This window comes from Paenibacillus allorhizosphaerae, assembly GCF_042659105.1.
GTDB classification, from domain to species: Bacteria; Bacillota; Bacilli; order Paenibacillales; family NBRC-103111; genus Paenibacillus_G; species Paenibacillus_G allorhizosphaerae.
The window spans coordinates 97165-119646 of the sequence record NZ_JBHSRV010000003.1 but is presented as its reverse complement, the minus strand read 5'-3'; the positions used below and the strand labels follow the sequence as shown (position 1 = coordinate 119646).

22 protein-coding genes and 1 tRNA gene are annotated in these 22482 nt (G+C 48.4%); 20 read left to right on the top strand and 3 right to left on the bottom strand.

The features are described from left to right. Positions 1 to 151 precede the first annotated feature (151 nt). Entirely contained in the window at positions 152 to 1063 is a 912-nt protein-coding gene (locus tag ACFQI7_RS13845) for a LysR family transcriptional regulator (protein WP_218101457.1), read from the bottom strand. 185 nt (positions 1064 to 1248) lie between these two features. On the opposite strand from ACFQI7_RS13845, the gene ACFQI7_RS13840 reads away from it, so the two are divergent. The 11 genes from ACFQI7_RS13840 (at position 1249) to ACFQI7_RS13790 (ending at position 12051) form a co-directional block, all read left to right on the top strand. Further along, entirely contained in the window at positions 1249 to 1713 is a 465-nt protein-coding gene (locus ACFQI7_RS13840; protein WP_218101458.1) for a DinB family protein, read from the top strand. A 93-nt stretch (positions 1714 to 1806) separates the two neighbouring features. Further along, positions 1807 to 2211 (top strand): nuclear transport factor 2 family protein, encoded by a 405-nt coding sequence (locus tag ACFQI7_RS13835; RefSeq protein WP_218101557.1) that lies wholly within the window; start codon positions 1807 to 1809, stop codon positions 2209 to 2211. A 231-nt stretch (positions 2212 to 2442) separates the two neighbouring features. Beyond that, positions 2443 to 3453, top strand: a complete 1011-nt coding sequence (locus ACFQI7_RS13830) for an AraC family transcriptional regulator (protein ID WP_218101459.1) — start codon at positions 2443 to 2445, stop codon at positions 3451 to 3453. 204 nt (positions 3454 to 3657) lie between these two features. Next, on the top strand, positions 3658 to 4449 hold the full coding sequence (locus ACFQI7_RS13825) for an SDR family NAD(P)-dependent oxidoreductase (RefSeq protein WP_218101460.1): 792 nt from the start codon (positions 3658 to 3660) through the stop codon (positions 4447 to 4449). 103 nt (positions 4450 to 4552) lie between these two features. After that, on the top strand, positions 4553 to 4882 hold the full coding sequence (locus tag ACFQI7_RS13820) for an ArsR/SmtB family transcription factor (protein ID WP_218101461.1): 330 nt from the start codon (positions 4553 to 4555) through the stop codon (positions 4880 to 4882). Next, positions 4860 to 5318, top strand: coding sequence for an SRPBCC family protein (locus ACFQI7_RS13815; protein WP_218101462.1), 459 nt, complete (start codon positions 4860 to 4862; stop codon positions 5316 to 5318). The genes ACFQI7_RS13820 and ACFQI7_RS13815 overlap by 23 nt, the downstream gene beginning before the upstream one ends. Before the next feature lie 496 nt (positions 5319 to 5814). Beyond that, a complete protein-coding gene (locus tag ACFQI7_RS13810) occupies positions 5815 to 6774 on the top strand; it encodes an ABC transporter permease (protein ID WP_218101463.1) in 960 nt (319 codons plus the stop codon). Between the two features lie 12 nt (positions 6775 to 6786). After that, positions 6787 to 7662: a carbohydrate ABC transporter permease gene (locus ACFQI7_RS13805; protein ID WP_218101464.1), complete on the top strand. Its 876-nt coding sequence runs from the start codon at positions 6787 to 6789 to the stop codon at positions 7660 to 7662. A gap of 73 nt (positions 7663 to 7735) precedes the next feature. Further along, positions 7736 to 9313 (top strand): extracellular solute-binding protein, encoded by a 1578-nt coding sequence (locus tag ACFQI7_RS13800; RefSeq protein WP_218101465.1) that lies wholly within the window; start codon positions 7736 to 7738, stop codon positions 9311 to 9313. Between the two features lie 185 nt (positions 9314 to 9498). Next, complete coding sequence (locus ACFQI7_RS13795; RefSeq protein ID WP_218101466.1) at positions 9499 to 10548, top strand: alpha/beta hydrolase family protein; 1050 nt, start codon at positions 9499 to 9501, stop codon at positions 10546 to 10548. 90 nt (positions 10549 to 10638) lie between these two features. Continuing rightward, entirely contained in the window at positions 10639 to 12051 is a 1413-nt protein-coding gene (locus ACFQI7_RS13790; RefSeq protein ID WP_218101467.1) for an extracellular solute-binding protein, read from the top strand. Between the two features lie 235 nt (positions 12052 to 12286). Here the strand turns inward: ACFQI7_RS13790 and ACFQI7_RS13785 are convergent. Beyond that, positions 12287 to 12363, bottom strand: a tRNA-Met gene (locus tag ACFQI7_RS13785). 289 nt (positions 12364 to 12652) lie between these two features. On the opposite strand from ACFQI7_RS13785, the gene ACFQI7_RS13780 reads away from it, so the two are divergent. From ACFQI7_RS13780 to ACFQI7_RS13740, 9 genes are all read left to right on the top strand, one after another. Continuing rightward, the gene (locus tag ACFQI7_RS13780) at positions 12653 to 12775 is read left to right on the top strand and encodes an NUDIX domain-containing protein (protein ID WP_377516954.1); all 123 of its coding nucleotides are present in this window, start codon (positions 12653 to 12655) and stop codon (positions 12773 to 12775) included. Between the two features lie 392 nt (positions 12776 to 13167). Further along, positions 13168 to 14499 (top strand): UDP-N-acetylmuramoyl-L-alanine--D-glutamate ligase, encoded by a 1332-nt coding sequence (gene murD / locus ACFQI7_RS13775; protein ID WP_218101469.1) that lies wholly within the window; start codon positions 13168 to 13170, stop codon positions 14497 to 14499. 193 nt (positions 14500 to 14692) lie between these two features. After that, positions 14693 to 15112 carry a cupin domain-containing protein gene (locus tag ACFQI7_RS13770; RefSeq protein WP_218101470.1) on the top strand — a complete coding sequence of 140 codons (420 nt, stop codon included), beginning with the start codon at positions 14693 to 14695 and terminating at the stop codon, positions 15110 to 15112. Between the two features lie 648 nt (positions 15113 to 15760). After that, positions 15761 to 15943: a hypothetical protein gene (locus ACFQI7_RS13765; protein WP_218101471.1), complete on the top strand. Its 183-nt coding sequence runs from the start codon at positions 15761 to 15763 to the stop codon at positions 15941 to 15943. Between the two features lie 295 nt (positions 15944 to 16238). Further along, positions 16239 to 17138: a non-homologous end joining protein Ku gene (gene ku / locus ACFQI7_RS13760; RefSeq protein ID WP_218101472.1), complete on the top strand. Its 900-nt coding sequence runs from the start codon at positions 16239 to 16241 to the stop codon at positions 17136 to 17138. An 83-nt stretch (positions 17139 to 17221) separates the two neighbouring features. After that, complete coding sequence (locus ACFQI7_RS13755) at positions 17222 to 17464, top strand: hypothetical protein (RefSeq protein ID WP_218101473.1); 243 nt, start codon at positions 17222 to 17224, stop codon at positions 17462 to 17464. Between the two features lie 478 nt (positions 17465 to 17942). Further along, positions 17943 to 20327, top strand: a complete 2385-nt coding sequence (locus tag ACFQI7_RS13750; RefSeq protein WP_218101474.1) for a polyprenyl synthetase family protein — start codon at positions 17943 to 17945, stop codon at positions 20325 to 20327. Positions 20328 to 20672: 345 nt separating this feature from the next. Beyond that, complete coding sequence (locus ACFQI7_RS13745; protein WP_218101475.1) at positions 20673 to 21128, top strand: GNAT family N-acetyltransferase; 456 nt, start codon at positions 20673 to 20675, stop codon at positions 21126 to 21128. Then, on the top strand, positions 21125 to 21517 hold the full coding sequence (locus ACFQI7_RS13740) for a cold-inducible protein YdjO-related protein (protein WP_218101476.1): 393 nt from the start codon (positions 21125 to 21127) through the stop codon (positions 21515 to 21517). The genes ACFQI7_RS13745 and ACFQI7_RS13740 overlap by 4 nt, the downstream gene beginning before the upstream one ends. Positions 21518 to 21668: 151 nt before the next feature. Here the strand turns inward: ACFQI7_RS13740 and ACFQI7_RS13735 are convergent, their stop codons facing one another. Further along, positions 21669 to 22307 (bottom strand): DNA-3-methyladenine glycosylase family protein, encoded by a 639-nt coding sequence (locus ACFQI7_RS13735; protein WP_377516949.1) that lies wholly within the window; start codon positions 22305 to 22307, stop codon positions 21669 to 21671. Positions 22308 to 22482 lie beyond the last annotated feature (175 nt).

Sequence of the window (22482 nt, the reverse complement as noted above, 5' to 3'; positions counted from 1 at the left end):
CCCGTGGCTTTCGCTGTTTATCGTAAACCCGGCATTCATTCGCAGATTCATGCTAGTTTCGATTTTTGTTTTTTATCATTTAAATAAATAATTTGTTAATATTTTTGATAAGCCATTAGTACGTTGCACAAATAAGTATAATGCCGACGTACTATCCTAACGAGCGACTGGTATGATTCATGACGTTCTGAAGGAAAGACTGCAATTCTTTAATGAATAACTTCGATGCTTGCCCCATAAATTTGTCCGTACGATATAAGATACAAATATCTTGACTAGGTGTGGGATTAAGCAGTTTTACGGCAACGATATTCTCGTTGTTCATATAATCTAGCAACATCTGGGGAAGAATAGAAGCTCCTATTCCTTGACCGACCAAAGACATAAGCGTCGATAAGGTTGAGGTTACGATCGGATTGTCAATTGCAATTCCTTTTTCCTGACAGCACGACTGGATGACCTTCGTAATCTGATGTCCAGAGCCGAACATGACCATTTTGAGCTGCTGAAGTTGATCGAAAGGAATAGCCTTTGACTTCGCCAGGGGGTGATCCGTTCGGATGGCTAAAGCAAACTCTTCGTGAAACAACGGAATAATCGAAATATTGTCATCAGGCTTGAGGGGCACCGTTGTAACCCCGAGATCTCTTGTGCCATTAAGGACCTGTTCGTAGACATCCGTGGTCTCCGTAACGCTTATCGATAGCTTAGGATAAGTTTTATGGAAATCGATAAGTAAAGCGTCAAACAGCAAATCCCCGTCTCCCGGTAAAATGCCGATATCCAGCCTTCCGCCTTCCATCCTCTTAAGATCCGATATTGCCCTTTTTGCATAGTCAACGTGTTCAAGGATGCTATGGCTTTGCTCGAGCAGGATTTTCCCTGCGTCGGTTAACTTGATCCGCTTGCCAATACGATCGAATAGAGGGAGCCCAAGCTCGTTCTCCAAAAATTTGATCTGCTGACTCAAATTCGACTGGGTAGTACAGAGGTTTTCGGCCGCCCTAGAGAAATGCATCTCCTTACAAATGGCAGCAAAGTATTCAAGCTGTCGAAGTTCCAATGCCAATGCCCCTTTCGATTATCGATCTCCTTCGTCATTATAATGGCTAACCCCCAATCCAGCAATTCTAATTCATCATTACTGAAACCGATCAATTGCATCGGAATTTCGTGATTGTTGCGTAGTGTGCGTAATTGTAAGCTTAAGGTGTGAAAAGAACAACCAAACATGAGGAGGAATCAAGAATGGCACAATCGATTATCAATACGGGGAAAGTGCTTCGTCAGATCATTATCGGCCAGTTACAGGAAGTATCGGAGTCACAGATGGACATCCAGCCGGAGGGCTTCCCTAATACGGTTCGCTGGAATATCGGTCATATGGTTTATTGGTTGGATAAATACGCTTCGCTAAGCTTCGGCTCTCCATCCGCCATCCCGTTTCAATACGAGACACTGTTCAACTCCGGGACGAAACCATCGGATTGGACGGTAACACCTCCGTCGAAGGATGAACTGATCGGGATGTTAATGGCACAGCTCTCCCGTCTTTCCGAACTGACACCTGAAATGCTCAAGCAGAAGCTGCAATCGCCGTTTGAAATGGGTCCGTTCCAATTCGTTACAGCCGGCGAATTGTTTAATTTCGCTTTGATGCATGAAGCGATTCACCTTGGAGTCATATCAAGCCAGCTTAAGCTCGTCAAATAATGCGAACCACATAACAAAACCCAAATCAGGAGGTGTTTTATTATGACAAAATCGATTGTTAATACCGATATAGTACTACAGCAGGTTTCTTCCATGGAGAAATCCGTAGGCTCAGTACCATCCCGAAATCATGAAATATTTGATGCTTTCAGACTGGCTTTCGAAACAGGGAATACAGTAGATTTTCTTAATAAGGTTACGGAAGATTTTCATTTCTTCGTTCCGCTCCCTTTGGAGGGGTGGAATCAAGAACAGCAAGGCAAAGAACGGTTCGAGGAATTGATCAGGTTCGAGCGCTCCGTATTGCAGGTGCAACTGACTCCGCTCATCAAGCTTGAGAATGAGAGCTACGGGATGGTAGTTTTTCGCGCAGATGGAACTCTGAATGGTCTGCCTTATCGCAATGAGCTTACGGTTGTCTTTGAGTTCGAGGCGGATCGGATCCGTTCCTTTCGCGAATATGTAGGCATGCCGTTAAAAAACTACGAGAATCCGTAATAGCTTAAAGAATGGAAAGGGGAGCTACTACCGCCGTAATTCCCTATAGTCATTCGGTCATAGAAGTAAAACAAGGAGCAGTTAGCCGCGGCGCTGCTCCAATTTGATGTTTATTGATGTAACGGGCAATTCATGTCCTTTAGCCGGGCGATATAATGAAAATAAGAACATTCTTATGTATACTTAATCATAACCGGAACGAATAGGTAAGCTGAAGGAGATCCATACGTAATGAAATCTGACCGTATAAAATTCCCGCCGGGATTTTGGGCGGGATTACAACAATTAGGAATTTCCCCACACGAAGTAGCTCGCAAAGCGCGGCTGCCCCTGACCATTATTACGGAAACAGCTGTAGTCACCGCCACCCAATATTTCAGAATCTGGCAAGCATACTCCGATCTCGTTGGTGACACTGCCATCGGAATCATCAAGCTTGCAACCGTCTATGAAACGGCACAATACCCACCGACCGTCTTAACGACCTACCATGCTCGCGACTATCGTGACGCCCTTAACCGAATGGCCCGGTACAAACAACTGTGCCCTCCGGAAAGCTTGCGTATAACCGAAGAGGGCGAGCGCTGTACAATCGAATTGGAATGGATGCGTAGCGAACAGCCCGGACCGCCAGTGTTGATTGGAACTACGATGGCGTTTCTTCTAGAGCTTGGGCGACGAGGCACGGGCCAGCCTTTAACTGCACGTTCCGTGGAATTTTGTCAATCGATGGGCGATGTAAAGGCCCTTGAAGCTTACTTTGGTTGCCCTATCCGGATTGATGCAACCGATAACCGATTGACGCTGCATCGAAGAGACCTGGACCGCCCCTTCATTTCATATAACAAAGAGTTGCTGGAGATCCTGACTCCCGTATTGGACCGATCATTGGATGAACAACGCAGCCGTTCAATCCCCGAGATGGTGAAGTGGATTTTGAAGCGCAACCTAACCGGAGGACGCCTTGACATTCGGGCTGTGGCGAGCGAGCTTGGAATGAGCGATCGTACCTTGCAGCGCCGTCTTACTGACGAAGGCACTACTTTCAAGCAGCTGTTGTCGCAGGCTCGGCATGAACAGGCACGAGAATACTTGGCAGACCCCAAGCTCGATATAAAAGAAGTGGCTTTCTTAATTGGATATGAAGACCAAAACTCGTTTTACCGCGCCTTTCGCCTTTGGGAAGGCGATACTCCTTCAAATTGGCGTTCCGAATATTTTGGGGCAAACCCGCCGTCATAGAATCCCCCCAACCTAACCCGTTCTGCGCTGGGCTAGCATTTTCTAGGTTTTATTATTTGGCGGGTTAAACAAGAAATTTGGCGTTGTACGCTAGTTACCAAACGATCCAGACAAAGTAATATAATCTCTATCCGGAGCACAAGGATGTTCCAAGAATAACTTTTATTCAGCTTGCCGTGAATGACAACAAAGGAGACATATGTGATGGATATGGGATTAAGGAACAAAACAGCTTTAGTAACCGGATCGACGAAAGGAATAGGGAAAGCAATTGCCATTGAACTTGCCAGAGAAGGCGTTAATGTCCTCGTTAATGGACGGAATCATGAAGAGGTAGAACGAACCGTAAATGAATTGAAGTCGGAGTTCCCGGCTACGTCTCCCCAGAATGCTGCAGCAGATATTGTGGATACACAGCAAAGGGAAGCTTTATTTGAGAAATATCCCCATGTCGATATTTTGGTTAACAATATGGGTATTTATGAAATCATGTCATATGAGGACGTTGACGATGAAGTATGGGAGAAATACTTCCGAACGAATGTCCTTGCCGCTAATGGATTATCTAAATTTTATTTGCCTAAAATGTTGAAAAACAATTATGGACGAATAATCTTTATTGCAAGTGAGGAAGCGATTATGCCTTCAGGGCAAATGCCTCAGTATTGTATGACCAAATCTATGTTATTATCACTGTCAAAAAGCTTATCTAAATTAACGATAGGAACGGAAGTCACATCTAATACGATCATGCCAGGACCAACGCTTTCCGAAAATGTATATCAAATCATTGAAAGTTTGTTTCCTGATGATATGGCATTTTCGGAAAAAGAGAAAAAATTTATGACTGCAAACCTGCCCCAATCCGAAATACAGCGGTTTATCAAGCCTTTTGAAATAGGCAGGGTGGTTGCATTCGTATGCAGTCCTTATGCATCGGCATTTAAAGGTTCCCCAATCCGTATGGATGGAGGCATGGTGCCTACAATTTTTTAACATAAATTCGATTTCGACTATTATTGGTTTAACAACTGCGATCATCTTTCATTGGGTTGTTATTTAATTTGACACTAAATTAAGCGTGTGCTAAATTAATATCATGATCGATAAAGCCATTCAAGCATTAACGGAGCCTAGGCGCAGAGATATATTACATCTCGTCCGTTATGGGGAGCTAACCTCCAGCGCCATTGCGTCGCATTTTGACGTTACAGCACCCGCGATATCGCAGCATCTTAAGGTTTTGGAAGAAGCCGGACTCGTCGTCGTTAGGCGAGCAGGCACCAAACGATTCTATGGTATTAGGAGGGAAGGATTTACCGAATTAATGCATTATATCGAGAGCTTCTGGGATGACAGCTTGATGCGCTTGAAGGAAGCCGCGGAAGAGGAGGAAAGGAGAAAGCATGACCACAACCAGCAGCAGTGACACGATCAAGAAGGAGATATTTATCGAATGCCGTCCGGAGACACTTTTCAACTTTTTCACAGACCCTGATAAATTAGTACGTTGGATGGGGCGCCACGTGCTACTGGATCCGAGTATCGGTGGCAAATATCGAATTGATGTTAACGGAAGTGACATTGCGATGGGTGAATATAAGGAAATCGTGCCGAACGAGAAGATTGTCATGACATGGGGTTGGGAGAAATCGAAACTAGTCCCGCCTGGGTCAAGTACCGTAGAATTTCGACTGACTCCCAAGGATAACGGCACTCTCTTAAAGTTGACTCACTACGATCTGCCGGCATCGGAGGTTGCTTCTCATGTACAAGGCTGGACGCATTACATGCCTCGCATTCAATCGATAGCGCAAGGCCAAGACCCTGGCGTCGATCCTTGGTCTGAACAAGCTATGCATTGATTTGTCAAAATCCGCTTCTGACGATAAGCGGCGGCGGATTATGGATTTGTCATGCCGCGCTTCATCTCCATAAAGTAAGAGGCACTGACCTATGGTAGGTCAGTGCCTTTTTCATTAGCTTAGTTTCTCTTTTTTCCTATCCACTTGATGAATATCGGCATTCTTTCCTTGCTGCTGGACCATTATCATGACTGAATTGATTTATTTTGTGACGTGGTAAATATAAATTCAATCATCGCGTAAGCAGGGCAGCCTAGGACATTTTCTGGTCCAAGGCTGCCGCTTTGCATTGCAGCACTTCAGTATAAAAATCGAGGTCCACAGATTTGTGTCTTCTAAAACAGCAAGAAATCTATTTAATACTATATTTTCATTGGACAAAATAATTTATTTTAAATTGACAATGATTACTGAACTCGATATGATTAATACATGTATACTACTTGTATTTATAAATAACATATCGAGTGAGTTTTCCGAAAATGGAGGAACCTGCATGCAGCAAACGGCGCTTGAAGCGAAATCTGCGATGGCGGCAAATCCTAAGAGGAGCAAGATGCTCCAAAGACTCCGAAAGGACAAATATTTATTTCTCCTTGCGCTGCCCGGCCTACTGTATTTCCTCGTCTACAAGTACATCCCGATGCTCGGAACCGTTATCGCCTTTCAAGAATACAGCCCGTTTATGGGTTTCGCCGGAAGCCCCTGGGTTGGCCTCAAGCATTTCAGCACCATTTTCTCCGAGCCTGAAATCATCCGTGTCTTATGGAATACGATTGTCATTTCCTTTTTGCAAATCGCATTTGCCTTCCCCGCGCCGATCGTCTTAGCCCTTATGCTGAATGAAGTCCGGATTGAAATCTACAAGAGAATCATCCAAACGATTGTCTATATGCCGCATTTTCTGTCCTGGGTTGTGGTCGTCGGCATTTTCGTCATCTTCATGCGCGGAGAGGGATTAATCAACAACTTCCTTGAAGTTGTCTTCGGCATCGATAAGCCCGTACCTTTTTTGACCGATCAGAGCTTATTCCGACCTCTTATTATTATGCAGGTGTTGTGGAAGGAAGTCGGCTGGGGCACGATTCTGTTTCTCGCCGCGTTAGCCGGGATCAACCCGGACTTATACGAAGCGTCCGTGATGGATGGGGCGGGACGCTGGAGGCGAATCTGGCATATCAGCCTGCCCGGAATCCGCAGCACCATCGTCATCCTGCTCATTCTACGGCTCGGACATGTACTGGACAGCGGCTTCGAACATATTTTCCTGATGCAAAACTCATTCAATAAAGAAATCTCCAACGTCCTCGATACTTATGTGTACTACAAAGGGATTGAACAATCGAACTACAGCTTCGCAACCGCCGTCGGCTTGTTCAAAGGCATCGTCGGACTCGTCCTGGTCGCAGGGGCGAATAAACTGGCTAAGCGCTTCGGAGAGGAAGGCGTTTATTGAAGGAGGGAAATTATGTACCATCGTTCGCTAGCCGACCGCATTTTTGATTGGACGAATTACTTTCTTCTTGCCGTACTGGCCGCTTCCATGCTGTTTCCGTTCCTTTATATCTTCTCCGTCTCCTTCACGACGCTGGATGAGTTTCTGCACAGCGAGCTCTTGCTTTGGCCGAAGAAATGGGTCGTCGACGCTTACGTCTACATCTTTCAATCGGATTCGTTTCTTCGCTCGATGGGGATTACCGTTTATTTGACGGTGATGGGTACGCTGGTCAATTTGTTTTTCACCGCCACGTTCGCCTATGCGCTTGCCCGGCATCTATATGGACATCGCGCGATGCAGTTCGCCGTGCTGTTCACGATGCTGTTCAGCGCGGGCATGATTCCTACATATCTCATCGTTCAAGCGACGGGTCTCATCAATTCGATCTGGGCGTTAATTCTTCCTTCCGCCATCGCGCCGTTTAATCTCATCATCGTCCGGCAATTTTTTACGAATATCCCAAGCGAGCTGTATGAAGCGGCGATTATGGACGGAGCAAACGAGCTGAGAACGTTTTGGAGCGTCGTGCTGCCTTTGTCCAAGCCGGTGCTCGCGGCGTTCGCCTTGTTTTATGCGGTTGGCCATTGGAACACGTACTTCGCGGGAATCTTGTATTTGAACGACCCGACCAAGTGGCCGATTCAAGTCATACTGAGGCAAATCGTCGTGCAGAACGACTCCAAAGCATTCGGTGCGCTCGATATCTCATTGTTCGAGAACCCGCCTCCTCCCGAAACGATTCAAATGGCGGCCATTCTCATGGCGACGCTGCCGATCCTGCTCGTATATCCTTTTCTGCAAAAATATTTTGTGAAGGGGGTGATGGTCGGTTCGGTGAAAGGATAGCGAAAGCGTGAGCGCAAGCCGGAAGTCCAGGCGGAAACGAGTACTTACTATAATGTAAGAGCGAGGGGATTCCATGAAAAAGAAAGCTGCAGGAAGCGCGATCATGACGATGCTGATCACGGTATCGGCGATCGGCTGTTCTTCGACTCAACCGGCCGGTACCGATTCGAAGGGTGCTGCGGGGGGCACCGGCAAGAAGTTGGGTGTAACCGCCATGAAGTACATTTACGGAGACATTCCTCCCTCAGACGGACGGGGGATCAAGATGATCAACGAGAGGTTCAACGTGGATTATTCGGTAAATCTCGTACCCCAAGGCACCTATGACGAAAAGCTGACCGCGGTTCTGGCTTCCGGTAAAATCCCCGACATGATTATGCTGCAATCGGGGGATTTGACGAACCGCTACAACAAGTTTGCCAAGCAGGGTGCCTTCCTTGCTTTGGATGAATATATCAAGCAATATCCGACGTTCCAACGAATTCCCCAGTTTGTTCTCGATCAATTCAAGGTAAACGGCAAGGTGTATGCCATTCCGGGGTACTATCCGCGTTTCGGCTTTACCGTCCTTCTGAGAAAAGATTGGCTCGACAGCCTGAATTTGAAGGTCCCGACCAATTACGACGAGCTGAAGCAGGTCGCTATCGCCTTTACGAAAAACGATCCGGACAAAAACGGCAAAAACGATACATATGGCCTCGCGATCGGCAAAGACATCAATCATCCGATTCCAATGGGCGCCTACTGGGATCCGGACGCCTGGTATCATAAAGACGCGCAAGGCCGCTTTATTCCGGGAATGATATCCAATGCCCGCAAGGATATGATTCAATGGTTCGCGGACTTGTATAAGGAAGGGGCCATGACCCGGGATTTCGTATCGCTCGATTGGGGGGCCACCAATAAGGAGTTTTACTCCGGGAAAGCCGGGATTTTCATCGCTACGCCGCGAGGCATGTCACAGCAGTACATGGAGAGCTTGCTGCAAATCAATCCGAAGGCCGAGTTCGTGCACCTGGAGCCTTTCAAAGCGCCTGACGGCTCTCAAGGATTCGCCTCGAACCGCGGATTTCTGGGGATGACCGCCATATCGGCGGAAGCCGGGAAAGATCCGGTCAAGGTCAAGCGGATCTTGGAAATGCTTGATCTCGGCCGGACCTTCTTCGGCAATGAGCAAAAGAACGATAAGAACAAAGACTATGATTGGTTATACGGCAACTTGGGCCAAGGCTACGAGCTTAAAGACGGGATAGGCGTTGCGAAAACAACGGCCCAAGCGCAGGGTACCGCACCTATTTCATATTTGACGGACGGTGTCGGCTATCCGCTCAAGGATAGCGATGTGGATTATCCCAAGTTGTATAGCCTGCCGATTATGTCCAAACTGATCGAAAACATTTCCAAAACATACTCGACGATGAAGTATTACAAAAATCCTGCGCTGACCGTCGTATCCGAAACCGACCTGGCCAAGGGCGCGGAGCTGAAAAAATATTTGCTGGATGAGCAGTCGAAAATGATCGCCGGGCAGCGGCCGATTTCCGACTGGAACAAGATGGTGGATGAATGGAAGTCAAAAGGCGGAGAGCAGCTCATCAAGGAGACCAACAGCGGCATCACGATTAAGGATGCAAAAGAAGCTTGGGAGTGAACGGATGTCCGAAGAAGCGGTAATAAACGTAAGCTCGGGGAGGCCGCAAGCGAAGGAACGAGCTTAACTTGATCGCTGTGCCGCCCAAAGAAGCGACAGCCGGCATTGCATATGACAACGGGCACATTTATTACGGCTCGGGCAGCGAGCTGTGGAGCTTCAACTGGAAGGAGATGCAGGCATAGATGGAAGATTACAAGCTTTCCGCCTGCTCCATAACCAACATCCCCAGCCTGACCGATTCTGTGGAGTCGGCGGGCCTGTGGGAACGGAGGCAGGAACACGTTCGCAGGGCTTGGCGGGAGTTGCTGGGTACTCCCCCGGCGTCGTACCTTCCGGCGCGGCCGGGAGATGAGATTTCGTTCGAGGTCGTGGAGGAAACGGCGGAATCGGATCACAGGCGGCTGGACATCCGGTACCGGACGAATCATGGCGAGACTCTGTATGCCTATTTGCTTGTGCCGCTGCAGGAGCCGCCTCTTCGCGGCGGCAAATATCCGGCGGTGCTGGCGCTCCATCCGACGACGGCCGAAGGACGGGCCGATGTGGCTACGCCGCAGGGACGGGAAAACCGCAGATACGGCCTCGAATTGGCTTCCCGAGGATACGTCGTTCTGGCGCCCGATTCGATCGCGTTCGGAAATCGGATTTATCCCGGCACCGAACCATTCCAAACGGCGCCTTTCTACGAGCGGTATCCCGGTTGGACCGCAGTGGGCAAAATGCTGGACGATCATATCGCGGCGCTGAATCTGCTCGCGGCGCTGCCCGAAGTGGATGAAGGCCGAATGGGAGCGATCGGCCACTCCTTGGGCGGCTACAACGCATGGTTTTTGGCCGGGATGGACCGCAGGATCAAGGCTGCCGCCTCCAGCTGCGGCTTCTCCATGTTCACGGACGATCCGGATCCGTACCGGTGGGGACAGCGGGAATGGTTCTCGCATTTTCCGGCGTTAACGGAGCTGCTGAAAGCGGATCGCATTCCGTTTGAATGGCATGAAATCGCGGCGTTGGCGCTGCCGACCCCGATGTTCATGTGGAGCGGGATCAGCGACCGGATTTTCTCGAATTGGGCCGCTATTGCGTCAGGGATGACGGAGCTTGAGCGGCTGTATCGGAAGGACGCTTCGCCGGAAGCGTTTGAATTCTGGATGGGCCCATCCGGTCATGATTTTCCACCCCGTGCGAGAAAGCTGGCTTACGAATTTTTGGATCGTTGGTTGAAAAGCTCCTGACATGCATTCGTGTCCTCCCCCGCGACGATGGTATTGCGAATACCTCCGTGATATACTGAAGCTCAAAGACATGTATAGGAGCGGTATATATTGCTGCGCAGAAGAAATAACTTTCAAGAGCGATACAATCAATTTTTGCAGGAGCTGAAGGACGAAATCGTCAGCGGGATCATCCGGCCGGGGGAGTATATTTTGCCGGAAAATACGCTCAGTCAGCAGTATGAGATCAGTCGGGTCTCCGTGAGAAAAGCGCTGGCCGAGCTTGTCTCGGAAGGACTTATCGAGAAAATCGCCGGCAAAGGCAACCGGGTGAAAATGCCGGACGAGGATACGACGCCTGTGACGCTGCGGCTTGCCTGGTTTTCCAGCTCGTATGAAATCGGCATCGTACGCAAAATCATCGGCGCCTTTGAAGACAAGCATCCGTTCGTCAAGGTGGAGCTGGAGCTGTTGCCCGAGCACGGTTATACGGACCTACTCATCCGCATGATGGAGCAGGGGCAGGGGCCTGATGCTTTTATGATGTCGGATTTCCATTTCCGCGAATGGGTCCAATCCGGCAAAAGCGATTACGTAACGGGATACGTTTCTCCCCATCTCCATGTGCAAAGCAGCTATCCTGAGGTGTTCGGGCTTTTTACGGACGAAGGCCGGCCGCTGGCTACGCCCTTTATTTTCTCCCCCGTCGTAATCTGCTTTAATAAATCCATATTCCGCGAGAATGGAGTGTCGGAGGAGACGCCGCTGCGCGATTGGGATGACCTTCTGCGAGTAGCCGGGGAGTGTACGAGGGATACGAACAGCGACGGTCTGACGGAGCAGTACGGGTTCTGTTTTTCTTCCTCGTATAACCGTTGGCCGGTGTTTTTGCTGCAAAATGGAGGCGGGCTGATAAGCGAAGACGGCACCCGCAGTACGCTGGCCAAAGCGGAAAACATTGAGGCGCTCGAATACTGTACATCGCTCATGTACAAACATCACGTTTCGCCGATTTACGCGCACGGGAGCAGCCATTTGGCGGAAAGCCTATTTATGAAGCAGCGGGTTGCGATGATCATGTCGACCTATTATTTCATGAACGAGTTCAGGGATCATTCGATCGAGTGGGACGTTCTTTCCGTGCCGCATCATAAGAAGCAGGCGACGCTGCTTCTTGGCGGAGGACTCGCCGTCAATGGGAGAAGCGAACAGATCCGGCTGACCGAACGCCTCATCGATTACATGACAAGCATAGAAGCGCAGAAGCTGCTCAAGAGCTTCGGCTGCACCATCCCCGTGCTGCGGGAGGCGGCGGAGGACGATACGCTTCTGAATCCGGACATCCACCCCCTGCATTACAACCGTTTCCTCGATGTCCTGCCCTTTGCCGTTCCGCTTCACCGGCTGGGCCTCAGCCAACAAAAGATCGGCATGGTAAGCGACGAGCTTCATTTGCTTTGGGCGGGGATGGAAAGTGCCGAGGAAGCCTGCTTGCGTATTGAAGGCCGTTTTAATCAATCATAGACGACACCTGCGAAGCCGCTCCCCGAAAGAGCGGTTTTTTAGCAATGCGAATGGCGCTTCAGACCTTACATGCCTTGAAAGGGGAGAATGAAAGCGTAAAGAGCAAATGGTTTCGGCGTATGGCCGCCGCGGCGGCTTCCATGCAAAGAATGAAGAAGGGAAGCAAAAATGCCTTCAAACCACTGATCGTGGATTGAAGGCATTTTATTTTATGTGACGGTCTTGAATTGAAAGTTGGTTGCGGGGGCAGGATTTGAACCTGCGGCCTTCGGGTTATGAGCCCGACGAGCTACCGGGCTGCTCCACCCCGCGAAAGTATAATCGAGCACTGTGATCATTAACTTCGACCAGAGTTTTTATATTACAGCAATTCCCGCCAACATGCAAGTCTTGGCTGAGAAGCTTATGTAATACCCGCCACCACCATCTGAATAAAGCTTTTTTATGAATCCTACTATTTTCTCAAAATTGTCACCCAATTCTTTCCAACAATATGGGATAATTTGGTCAATAGAACACTTATATATCTGCTACCTGCGAAGTGTGGAAAATAAATGGCTCATAATCTTGCTGCTGGAATCGTGTAATTAAAGACAATACTGTGCTTTTGGTAAAAGATAAGTCTGGTTGGAGTTTGCCGAAAGGAGCAGTCGAGCCGGGGGAAACATTCCGAATAACTACTAATAGACAAGGGTATAAAGAAACGGGCTTTAATATAAATTGAGGACCCCGACCAAGATGTAATCGAAATTCAATTTGTAGACGTAGAGCAATTGCGCAAATTTATAAATTTTCGTCCGTGGGTAATACCCTTAGAGATTTGGGTTCAGAACAGGGGAATGAAATATCATTCATTCGATTTAGATGTTGAAGGATTCCATCTATCTTAAAACAATCGTTTGCTCTAATTGAAGCAACGGGTACTTTGACGAAGCTGCCGGTATGACAGGCGGCTTCATTACGTTAACGGGGAGGATAGTTCCAATATGTGGTATATTTGATTTAATGATATGCAATTCAAGGGGGTTATTGCTTGATTTATGTGGTACGACACGTGCAAACCGATTTAAATCGAGATAGAATGCTTATCCTAACATTTCCTAAGCGGAGGTGCCTATGAATCCTGCTTTTGACACCTATATCCAGTCGCTGGCCGGTCGTGAGGTAACCGTCATCGGCGCCGGCGTCAGCAACGCACCGCTGATCCGCATGCTTTGCTCTGCCGGGGCGCGGGTCACCGTGCGCGACCGCAACCCGGCCCTGCCCCGAGAGGAATGGGACGATCTGGGCGTCGAGTTGCACCTAGGGGAGAATTACCTGGATCGCGTTGGGGGCGACATGGTGTTCCGCACTCCGGGCATGCGCCCAGACCATCCTGCGCTGGACTCGGCCCGAGCGGGCGGCAGCCGTGTGACCAGTGAAATGGAGGAATTCTTCGCGCTGTGTCCATGTCCCATTTTCGGCGTGACCGGTTCGGACGGTAAGACGACCACCACGTCACTGATTGCAGATATGCTGGCCAACGGGGGGTGTACGGTGCACCTTGGCGGAAACATTGGCACGCCACTGCTGACGCGCGCGGGCGAGATGTCACCGCGGGATGCATGTGCGGTCGAGCTGTCCAGCTTCCAGCTGATGGATATGACGCGCTCTCCCCATGTGGCGGTGATCACTAACCTCTCGCCCAATCATCTCGACTGGCACCGCGACATGGATGAATATATCGCCGCCAAACGCCGCCTTCTGGATTTTCAGTGGGCTGGCGAACTTGCAGTCCTCAACGGCGACAATCCGGCGACCGCCGCAATGTGCGGACGGGGACGGACCAAGTATTTCAGTAGGCACATGGTCCGCTATGACATGATCGACGGGCTGGTACCTATCCGTGACATTCGTTTGCCGGGGTGGTATAACGTGGAAAACGTCATGGCAGCCATGACCGCCGTTCGGGGGATCGTACCGGATGAGGCAATTCTGGAGACGGTGCGCACCTTCGTCGGCGTGGAGCACAGAAACCAGTGGGTGACAACTGTGGGCGGCGTGCATTATTACAACAACTCCATCGGCTCCAGCCCCGCCCGTACCATTGCCACGCTGCACGCGCACGTGGGTCGAGTGCTGCTGATCGCCGGCGGGCGAGATAAGAAGGTACCGTTTGACGAGATGGCCCGGTTGCTGCCTAATCATGTCAAGGTGTTGCTGTTGATCGGCGAAGCGGCCAGTCAAATCGAGGCTGCGGCGCGCAGAGTGCCAAGCTGCCCGCCCATTGTCCGCTGTGAAGGCCTGGCCGAGGCAGTGGTGCAGGCGCACAAGCTGGCCGTACAGGGTGACACTGTACTGCTGAGCCCTGCCTGCACTGCTTATGATCAATACAGTAACTTTGAAGAACGCGGGCGTCACTTTGTAGAGCTGGTCGGAGCGCTGCAACGGTCGGAGGGAAAGGATTAAGCAAGACATGGGCGTTTGCCGGGAAAACCTGATTGCGATGTATTTCCAGGATAGTATCGAGTTAATGCGATTCAAAATTAGGTAAAGAATAGCAATACAAAAGAAACCAAATCTCAACGGTTATGATAATATTGCTTTATCAATCAAGACATTTTGATTAAAGAATACAAATTCAGGAAAGGTGATTCGACAAATGAATGGAACAAATTTCAGTGTGGTCGAAGCAGGTTCTTTTAGCGGTCTTTTGAGTATGACGAAGGATCCCGTCCCAGGTAAGTACTTTCTGAAGGATAGGCTTGGATTAACTGGCATGGAGGTTTCACTGAACCAACTGCCGGAGGGAGGCTTTATCCCGTTCTATCACACACATCGCGAGAATGAGGAGTTGTACCTTTTCATTGGCGGCCAAGGTCAGTTCCAAGTGGATGGACAGATACTTGAAGTGAAAGAAGGAACAGCTGTTCGCGTTGCACCTAAAGGCGAACGTACGCTGCGTAATAACGGTACTGGCGATTTGTATTTCATCGTAATTCAAGTCCAGGAGGGAAGTCTCCGTCAATGGGTGGAGACGGATGGCGTCATACTCGATAAACCAGTGACCTGGCAGGAATAGATTAGATGCTTCAGAAACGGTCCTGTGATTTAGGAAATATGTTAAGGCTAAACATTGCTATAAGGGATAAGAAACGTCCTGTGCCAATAAAGGAGCGCCTCGGTATGATGGGTTTGTTCAAGGGTTCGAAACCCTTACCATCAAGGAGGTGCTCTTATTATGATCATGTGAGAACTTTTCCGATCCGCGCTGAAAGCCAGTCCGAAATACCTCGCTTCACAACCGATGATACACTCTGAGGTTAACTCTCCCGGGTACTTGCACGAATTCGACAAAATCTTTTCCGATACGTATCAATTTGCCGCTGAACGCCCCCATACCTTCTGCGGTTGGAGTGACATCAAAAGGTTTAGTATTTTTAGCGATAATCCTTAAGACAATGAAAAACGAAGTGTTAATGACCACCTTTGTTGATCCTACAACAAAATAAGAAGGAGTAATTTTTGTAAGTTTGCCTAAGGTTTTCGTTAATCGAGGAATTCCTGACACAAGATCCCGGCTGGGCAGAAAGTTTAACCTTGCCAAGCAGCGATAGCTCAAATATGGTTGCCGCAGCGAAAGAGTCACGCAGTTGAACTTGGGATAAAATTCTTTTGTCGGTTACAAACTACAGGGGATTGCGACTTCATTAACGGCAGGTGAGCAGAATTGACGAAGCAAAAAAGAAAAGGGCATGTGGAGTTCAGGCAACCTCCTGTAAAGCTGGTTGCCGATATTCCCGGGGATGCGACAATGCGTGAGAATATTGAGGATATGCAGATGAGCGACGGTTATCCAGGATCATGCGGCATAGTCGGCAGCGAACAACGGGATCGGGGTCAGGACATTTGATTAACGGAATTTAGTGTGCTTCATGCACAACGAGGCTGCCGAATAGGATCAATCGGTAGCCTCGTTAAGCAATTGGGCAGGATAGCGTGGTAGTTGTTCTTTAATCTTGATGCGCCGCCTTATTTTCGAGGGATTTTCTACAGCGTAAAAAAATCATTTTACCGATAAGGCTCATTAAACGCATTGTCTGTGACCGCGACAGTGCGTTTTTCTATGAAGTATTTGTAGCACAAGACTTGGTTAATTTTGTCCTGCTAGGGGAAATGTAAGGAAAAACCAATAGGAGGCAGTCTATATGCGGGCAATGTGGAAAGGCACGATCAGCTTTGGGTTGGTGAACATACCAGTTAGTATGTTTAAAGCGACGGAAGAGCATAAGACTAGTTTCCGCAGCTTGCATGCATCTTGTCACCAACCCATACAGTACAAAAAATGGTGTCCCTCTTGTCACCGCGAGATTCAACATCAAGAAATTATACGAGGCTACGAGTATGCTCCAGGGAATTTCATCACCATTACCGATGAAGATATGGACAAGTTGCCGCTTCCTACGTTGAGGACGATCGAAATTCTTCACTTTACGGATCAGGATAGCATAGATCCAATTTATTATGAAAATGCCTATTTCCTGGGACCGGCTGAATTCGGTGGCAGAGCCTATAAACTTCTTCACGCTGCTATGAATCAGACTGGAATGGTCGCAGTGGCGAAGATCGCCTTTAGAACAAGCGAGCATCTGAGCGTCCTTCGAGTGCACCGTAACTGTCTTGTTCTTAACTTTATTTATTATCCCGCGGAAGTGCGACCAGTGAGGGAAGTGCCAGGGCTTGAAGGAGCTGAGGCGCCGTTTACGGAATCTGAACTTCAAATGGCCGTTCAATTAATCAACAAAATCAGTGGGGCTTTCCGAAACGATTATCGAAGCAACTATGAAGATGCACTCCAGCAGCTCATTCAAGCTAAGATTCAAAACAGGGCTATTGAGCAACCTCAAATTTCGCCTGTCATTGACTTGATGGAAGCACTTCACTTAAGCTTGGCGGCTCTCCAACAACCAGCTGTCATGGTTCCGGACACGTCACCATCTGCGTACTCATCGGCAATGGCGACGGACACCTCTCCTATAGATTATCCTGTAACAACGATGGCACCGGATAGAACCTTTTCGGGCTCAAGACAGAGAAGGCGGAGATAGCAGTGATACTGTTTCATTATTGCCCAAACTAGGGAATGAATGTCTAAACTTTGGGAAAGGCTAAAACTAAAAAGGAGGTTTTTATGGAACTCTTCCGAGATGGCGAACCTCATCCTTTGTATGATGAGATTATGGGCTTGAAAAATGCAAAGATGCGTAACGTTGCCGTTAAAGCTGTTAATGGAGTAATCTTAGTATCTTATATTAACGATAAGTGGATGATTACTTTAAATGACCGATTCCAATTAGAAAGTAGTAATATTAACGAAATCATCGATCATGTGGACAAGCTGCATAAAGATAATTCCAATGTATTTATTCGTTGAGCTTTAAGTAGTAGTCGTCAATAAAAATATAGAATGACAAGAAGCGTCGGCATATCGAGCCGAGGCTTTTTAATATGCTGTCAGGGAGGCATGTGACATGAAATGAATAGTTGTAAGAAATAGCCTTTGTTAAAAAAGAGCGCCGCGGTAGCTGTTCAAGGAAAATAACTTTTTAGACCATGAAAATAAAGTTTTAGACTGGCAGTGTCGTCTAAGCAAACCCGGAGGGGGAATCGCAGAGATCGTGGAAGCCACGGGCAAATCGAATTTCGCATGCGGACGGACGAAGGCACGAACTCGAAGCTCGCCTATGTCGGTGTCATCCCGATCCTGCCGCGTAACGCCATGGAGAATAGTGGAAACCGCCCAGCCTCAGCCGATTTCGTAACCCGGCCCCGACTTTCACGTATAGAAATGTAAACATAATCCCTTTCATGGATTCTTGTTAAACAAAAACAGAAGTCGAGGGAACTGTCCTATGAATGAGGAAATTACGCTTCAAGCAGATCTGTGGTATCGGCTGGCCGAGCGAAAGGCGGCTCGATATTTTACATCGCTTTACGAGCAGGTCAAGGAAAAAACCTATGTGCCTGTTTTGACAAATGACTTTCAATTGTGGAAAAAAAGCCATATGGGTCGCTATTCGCTACTGTCCTTTTTTTCGCAAGCCATTGGAAAACCGGATTCCCGGGATTATCACAGCTATATACGCTGGCTGAACCATACGGGCAAACTGGATGGTTTCTTGGATCGAAGCATTTCCTATATTTATATGCGGGATCTGGGCAAATCGCTGAATGCTCCCGCCACCCAAAACCGGATTCAGCGGGTGGTTGCCGACGTCAAAAGGTACTTGATTCGTTCCCTGGCGGCAAATGGGGGGGCAGAGCCGGAGTTTATGAGCTTGGCCGGGCTGTACCGTTGGGCCCGGAAAGAAGGGATAGAAACCGCCATAATCTGGGTAATCGACAAGCTCAACGCCGTTTCCTCTCACATTCCGAAAGAAATGAACTCCGAGCACTCGCTGCGCAAGCTCATCAAAATCATTACCGGGGTTGTTCTGCACGTAATCGAAGAGATGGGTGACCATACATCGCCCGCGGAGCGTGCGCACAGACTGGATGAAGCGATCCGGCTCGGGTATTCGTACGGCCTGACTTATCCTTTTATTGACGATCTGCTCGATTCCCCGGTCTTATCAGTTCGAGAGAAAGAACAATATGGCCGCATGATCCGAACCGCTCTTCTCACTGGAACCGTACCGGAACCCGGGAAATTGGCCGGACCAAACAAGGAATTGATCCGGTACGTGCACACCGAGCTTCGGGATGCTTACGCGTATATCAAGAGGCATCAGCAACCGGAAACGCAGCGCCTTTTTTTCGAACAGTCCTATATATTTTTTCATGCCCAGGATATGGACCGGACAAAGGAGCTTTCGAATCCGGATTACACGAACGAAGAGCTGTATGTGCCGATCATCTTGAAATCCGCCTTTTCCCGGCTGATTGTCCGGTCTGTCATTCATGCCCCTGCGGACGAAGGCTTCGACGAACGAACCTTTTATTACGGCATCTATAACCAGCTTGCCGACGATTTTGCGGATATGTTTGAAGATATGAAGGCCGGAGCAGTGACACCCTTTACGTATTATTTGACCTACGGCGGCCAGCGTCCGGACTTGATCAATCCCTTTGAGCTGTATTGGGCGGTCATCTCGCATTTGATCCATAACGTGTATGACTCCGACGCCAAAACCCGGGAAGTGATTCTCGACCGTGCCATCAACGGTTTAAAACGATGTAGGCAGCGTGTAGGCGTGGAAACGTATAACGAAATCATAGGTGCGTTCGCCTCTGGAATTCCGGAATTCAATCGACTTGTCCAACAAATGGTCAGACGAGCGGACGATGTGAATTTTTTCGACAAGCTGCTCAGGGACCAGATGGTGACCGTTCTGAAAAACGACCGGCGAGAAAAGCAGCAGTTTCTTGATACGGTCAAAACGGTCCGCCAACAAATCAATAGTCTGCTGCTCATTCCGAAGCAAGACGGGATTCCGCCGATGAAGGAGGCGATGATCGACTCCGCCAATTACAGTCTCGAAGGGGGCGGCAAACGACTGCGGCCCATACTGGCCTGGGTCATGGGAGTCGACGAATACGGGCTTCAGGCAGCCGCGATCGCTCCGCTTCTGAGATCGTTGGAATATATGCATACGGCCTCCCTGATTTTCGACGATTTGCCGTCGCAGGACAACGCGTCCGTCCGCAGAGGACGTCCAACCTTACACGAGGTGCACGATAGCGCCACCGCGGAATTGACCGGCCTGTTTCTGATCCAAAAGGCGATAGAAGAACAGGCTTCCCTGGACGGGTTTGATCCCAAAGTAGTGATGGCCCTGATGCAATATTCGTCCCAAAGGGCGGGGGACATGTGCGCGGGTCAGGCGATGGATTTGCAATCCAAAGGAAAAGTGCTGACACTGGAGCAATTGAACAGCATATGTTTTTACAAAACCGGAATCGCCTTTGAGGCATCGCTGGTCATGCCGGCCATTCTCGCTAAAGCCGAGGCGGCGGAAATTGCCGGTTTAACCAAATTTGCCTATCATACGGGCATTGCCTTTCAGATCAAGGATGACCTGCTTGATGCAGAGGGGGATCTGCATGTACTTGGGAAACCCGCCGGTATTGACATTGAAAACAACACCTCGACTTTCGTGACCGTCCTGGGCAGGGAGGGCGCCAAAAAAGAGATGTGGGAGCACTACAGCCTCGCCATGAAGGAGCTGAAAAAGCTGCCGCGCAATCCTGTATTTTTGAAACATTTGCTGACTTATATCATTAGTCGGGATTATTGACGGTTTACTTTTGGTCGGGGAAAGTGAGAATGAGTTGCCGGAACCATCGGCGGCTTTTTTTGTTGGAGAAACAAGTTTGGGGTGATCAACCAGTAACCGCACGGTTGTTGATTTGCCTGCAGCCGTTCATGAAACGTATGAGGTTAAAGACAAGTTCAAAGTAAATCAGTCCGGTGAACAAGTCTTAACGGTTAGAACTACTGAGATTTATATGAACAATGCACGCATTGAAGGCGTTGGAAATGAACCTCACTTAAGTGCAAGAGAGTTAGATAGGAATGAATTTACACAGGAACGTGCGTGCGATAAAATATATCAAATAATAGAGACTTTGGAGTGATTAATTTGGAAATCAAGATTGATGATCTGACAGGGTCAAAAGTGATAGCATTAATCAGTGAACATCTCAATGGAATGTTAGAAAATACCCCGCCAGAAAGTATTCACGCTCTTAATCTTGATGGTCTCAAGAGGCCGGAAATTACATTTTGGAGTGCATGGGAACAAGATGAATTACTTGGCTGTGGGGCACTAAAAGAGCTTGATGGTACACATGGGGAGGTTAAATCCATGCGTACGTCTTCATTACACCTGAGAAAAGGTGTTGCTAGAAAAATCATTGAACATATCGTTACAGTAGCAAAGGAACGTGGTTATCAGAGGCTAAGTTTGGAAACGGGTTCTATGGAATCATTCGAACCAGCTAGGAAACTTTATGAGAGTGTTGGTTTCCAGTACTGCAAACCATTTTCTAATTACATTGAAGATCCGTATAGCGTCTTTATGACAAAGGAATTATGAGCCGTGCTGGATTAACACATTCGACTGCGGGAGAAAAGCGGTGCTTAGCGAAACCTTTGGGGTCAGGAGTAGGAACTTATCCAAACAGACTGCGTTCAATCTATTACATAGTTAATTTGTATGAACATGAAGCGATTGGGAAACGTTATAGCGGGAGGTGTACGACCTTGCAAAAAGACGATGTTAAGCCTGAGCTGATCCCCACCCCAATCTTGAAGTGTAGAAATGCCGAATGTAAAGCTTGGGTGCGCGAGGAGCTATCTACGTCTTCACGGGAATGCCCATTATGCCGAGGAGAGATGCTCCGGAGTTACAAGCATTTGCCGAAGATCGCCAAAAAGGCCAAATTGACAAAGAAGAAAAAAGACGAGTTTTCTTGGCTGCAATAACGTCATGCCTTCCTTTTTTCAGTCCGATCCGTTCACTAGGGCCGGGCTCTTTTTGGTGCTTCGATGAGTGTATCGAGGTCTTGGGGCATCTAACGCCGGTTTTAGCAGCTTTTATTCAGTAAGAGTGATTTTGAATTCGATGGTTTATCCTTTATAATGGTTCAGCCTGAAGCAAGCCTATATTAATTGCTTCCCACAGGTAGAGGGATACGATTGTAGAATAAGGCTTCCATTCGACATGTTTGCGTTGCAATTGAGATTTTCCATCGCTCTCTTCTGTAGCATAAAGCCATTCCGCAGCACGATGAAGTCCCCTGTCCCCGAAAGATATAACATCCTGTCTTCCCAAGTAGAAAATGAGAAACATCTCCGCAGTCCAACGGCCAATCCCCTTAATTGAGGTTAATATTCGAACGACTTCCTCGTCATCCAGCTCGCCAAACACTTGAAAGTCAACCAAATCTTGTTTTGCCCGTTCGGCGACGTTCCGGATATAGCTGAGCTTGTTCTTGGATAGTCCTGCTGAGCGCAAGAGTTCCTCTTTTGTGGCTATGATGGTATCTGGCGTTATAGTTCCACATATAAGTTCTACCCGGCGAAAAATCGTTTCAGCGGCCTTGGCCGAAAGTTGTTGCCCGACTAACGATCTCGTCAGATAAGTAAAACCATCTTGCTGACCTGGAATTCGGATGTGCCCGATCCAATTTATCAGCTTGTCTAGTAAAGGATCGTTTTCGCACAATTCACGTACACAACGATTGTTTGGATGAATATCGAAGAGATATTGCAATTTAATCATCCTTTCTGGTTGGAGCCCAACCGAACAAGTGAGAATCAACGAGCGTGTGTGCCGCTCTGGAAAAATTATCGGGGTTAAAGTCGGACTGATGTATATAAGATAGCATAACGGCTCCATTGCATAACATACGCAATAGTTCTGCCAACTCGGATGGACAGGCAGCACC

Coding starts and splice junctions, on each gene's coding strand:
- ACFQI7_RS13840 (WP_218101458.1), top strand. CDS start 1,249: ATGGCACAATCGATTATCAATACGGGGAAAGTGCTTCGTCAGATCATT.
- ACFQI7_RS13835 (WP_218101557.1), top strand. CDS start 1,807: ATGGAGAAATCCGTAGGCTCAGTACCATCCCGAAATCATGAAATATTT.
- ACFQI7_RS13830 (WP_218101459.1), top strand. CDS start 2,443: ATGAAATCTGACCGTATAAAATTCCCGCCGGGATTTTGGGCGGGATTA.
- ACFQI7_RS13825 (WP_218101460.1), top strand. CDS start 3,658: ATGGATATGGGATTAAGGAACAAAACAGCTTTAGTAACCGGATCGACG.
- ACFQI7_RS13820 (WP_218101461.1), top strand. CDS start 4,553: ATGATCGATAAAGCCATTCAAGCATTAACGGAGCCTAGGCGCAGAGAT.
- ACFQI7_RS13815 (WP_218101462.1), top strand. CDS start 4,860: ATGACCACAACCAGCAGCAGTGACACGATCAAGAAGGAGATATTTATC.
- ACFQI7_RS13810 (WP_218101463.1), top strand. CDS start 5,815: ATGCAGCAAACGGCGCTTGAAGCGAAATCTGCGATGGCGGCAAATCCT.
- ACFQI7_RS13805 (WP_218101464.1), top strand. CDS start 6,787: ATGTACCATCGTTCGCTAGCCGACCGCATTTTTGATTGGACGAATTAC.
- ACFQI7_RS13800 (WP_218101465.1), top strand. CDS start 7,736: ATGAAAAAGAAAGCTGCAGGAAGCGCGATCATGACGATGCTGATCACG.
- ACFQI7_RS13795 (WP_218101466.1), top strand. CDS start 9,499: ATGGAAGATTACAAGCTTTCCGCCTGCTCCATAACCAACATCCCCAGC.
- murD (WP_218101469.1), top strand. CDS start 13,168: ATGAATCCTGCTTTTGACACCTATATCCAGTCGCTGGCCGGTCGTGAG.
- ACFQI7_RS13770 (WP_218101470.1), top strand. CDS start 14,693: ATGAATGGAACAAATTTCAGTGTGGTCGAAGCAGGTTCTTTTAGCGGT.
- ku (WP_218101472.1), top strand. CDS start 16,239: ATGCGGGCAATGTGGAAAGGCACGATCAGCTTTGGGTTGGTGAACATA.
- ACFQI7_RS13755 (WP_218101473.1), top strand. CDS start 17,222: ATGGAACTCTTCCGAGATGGCGAACCTCATCCTTTGTATGATGAGATT.
- ACFQI7_RS13750 (WP_218101474.1), top strand. CDS start 17,943: ATGAATGAGGAAATTACGCTTCAAGCAGATCTGTGGTATCGGCTGGCC.
- ACFQI7_RS13740 (WP_218101476.1), top strand. CDS start 21,125: ATGAGCCGTGCTGGATTAACACATTCGACTGCGGGAGAAAAGCGGTGC.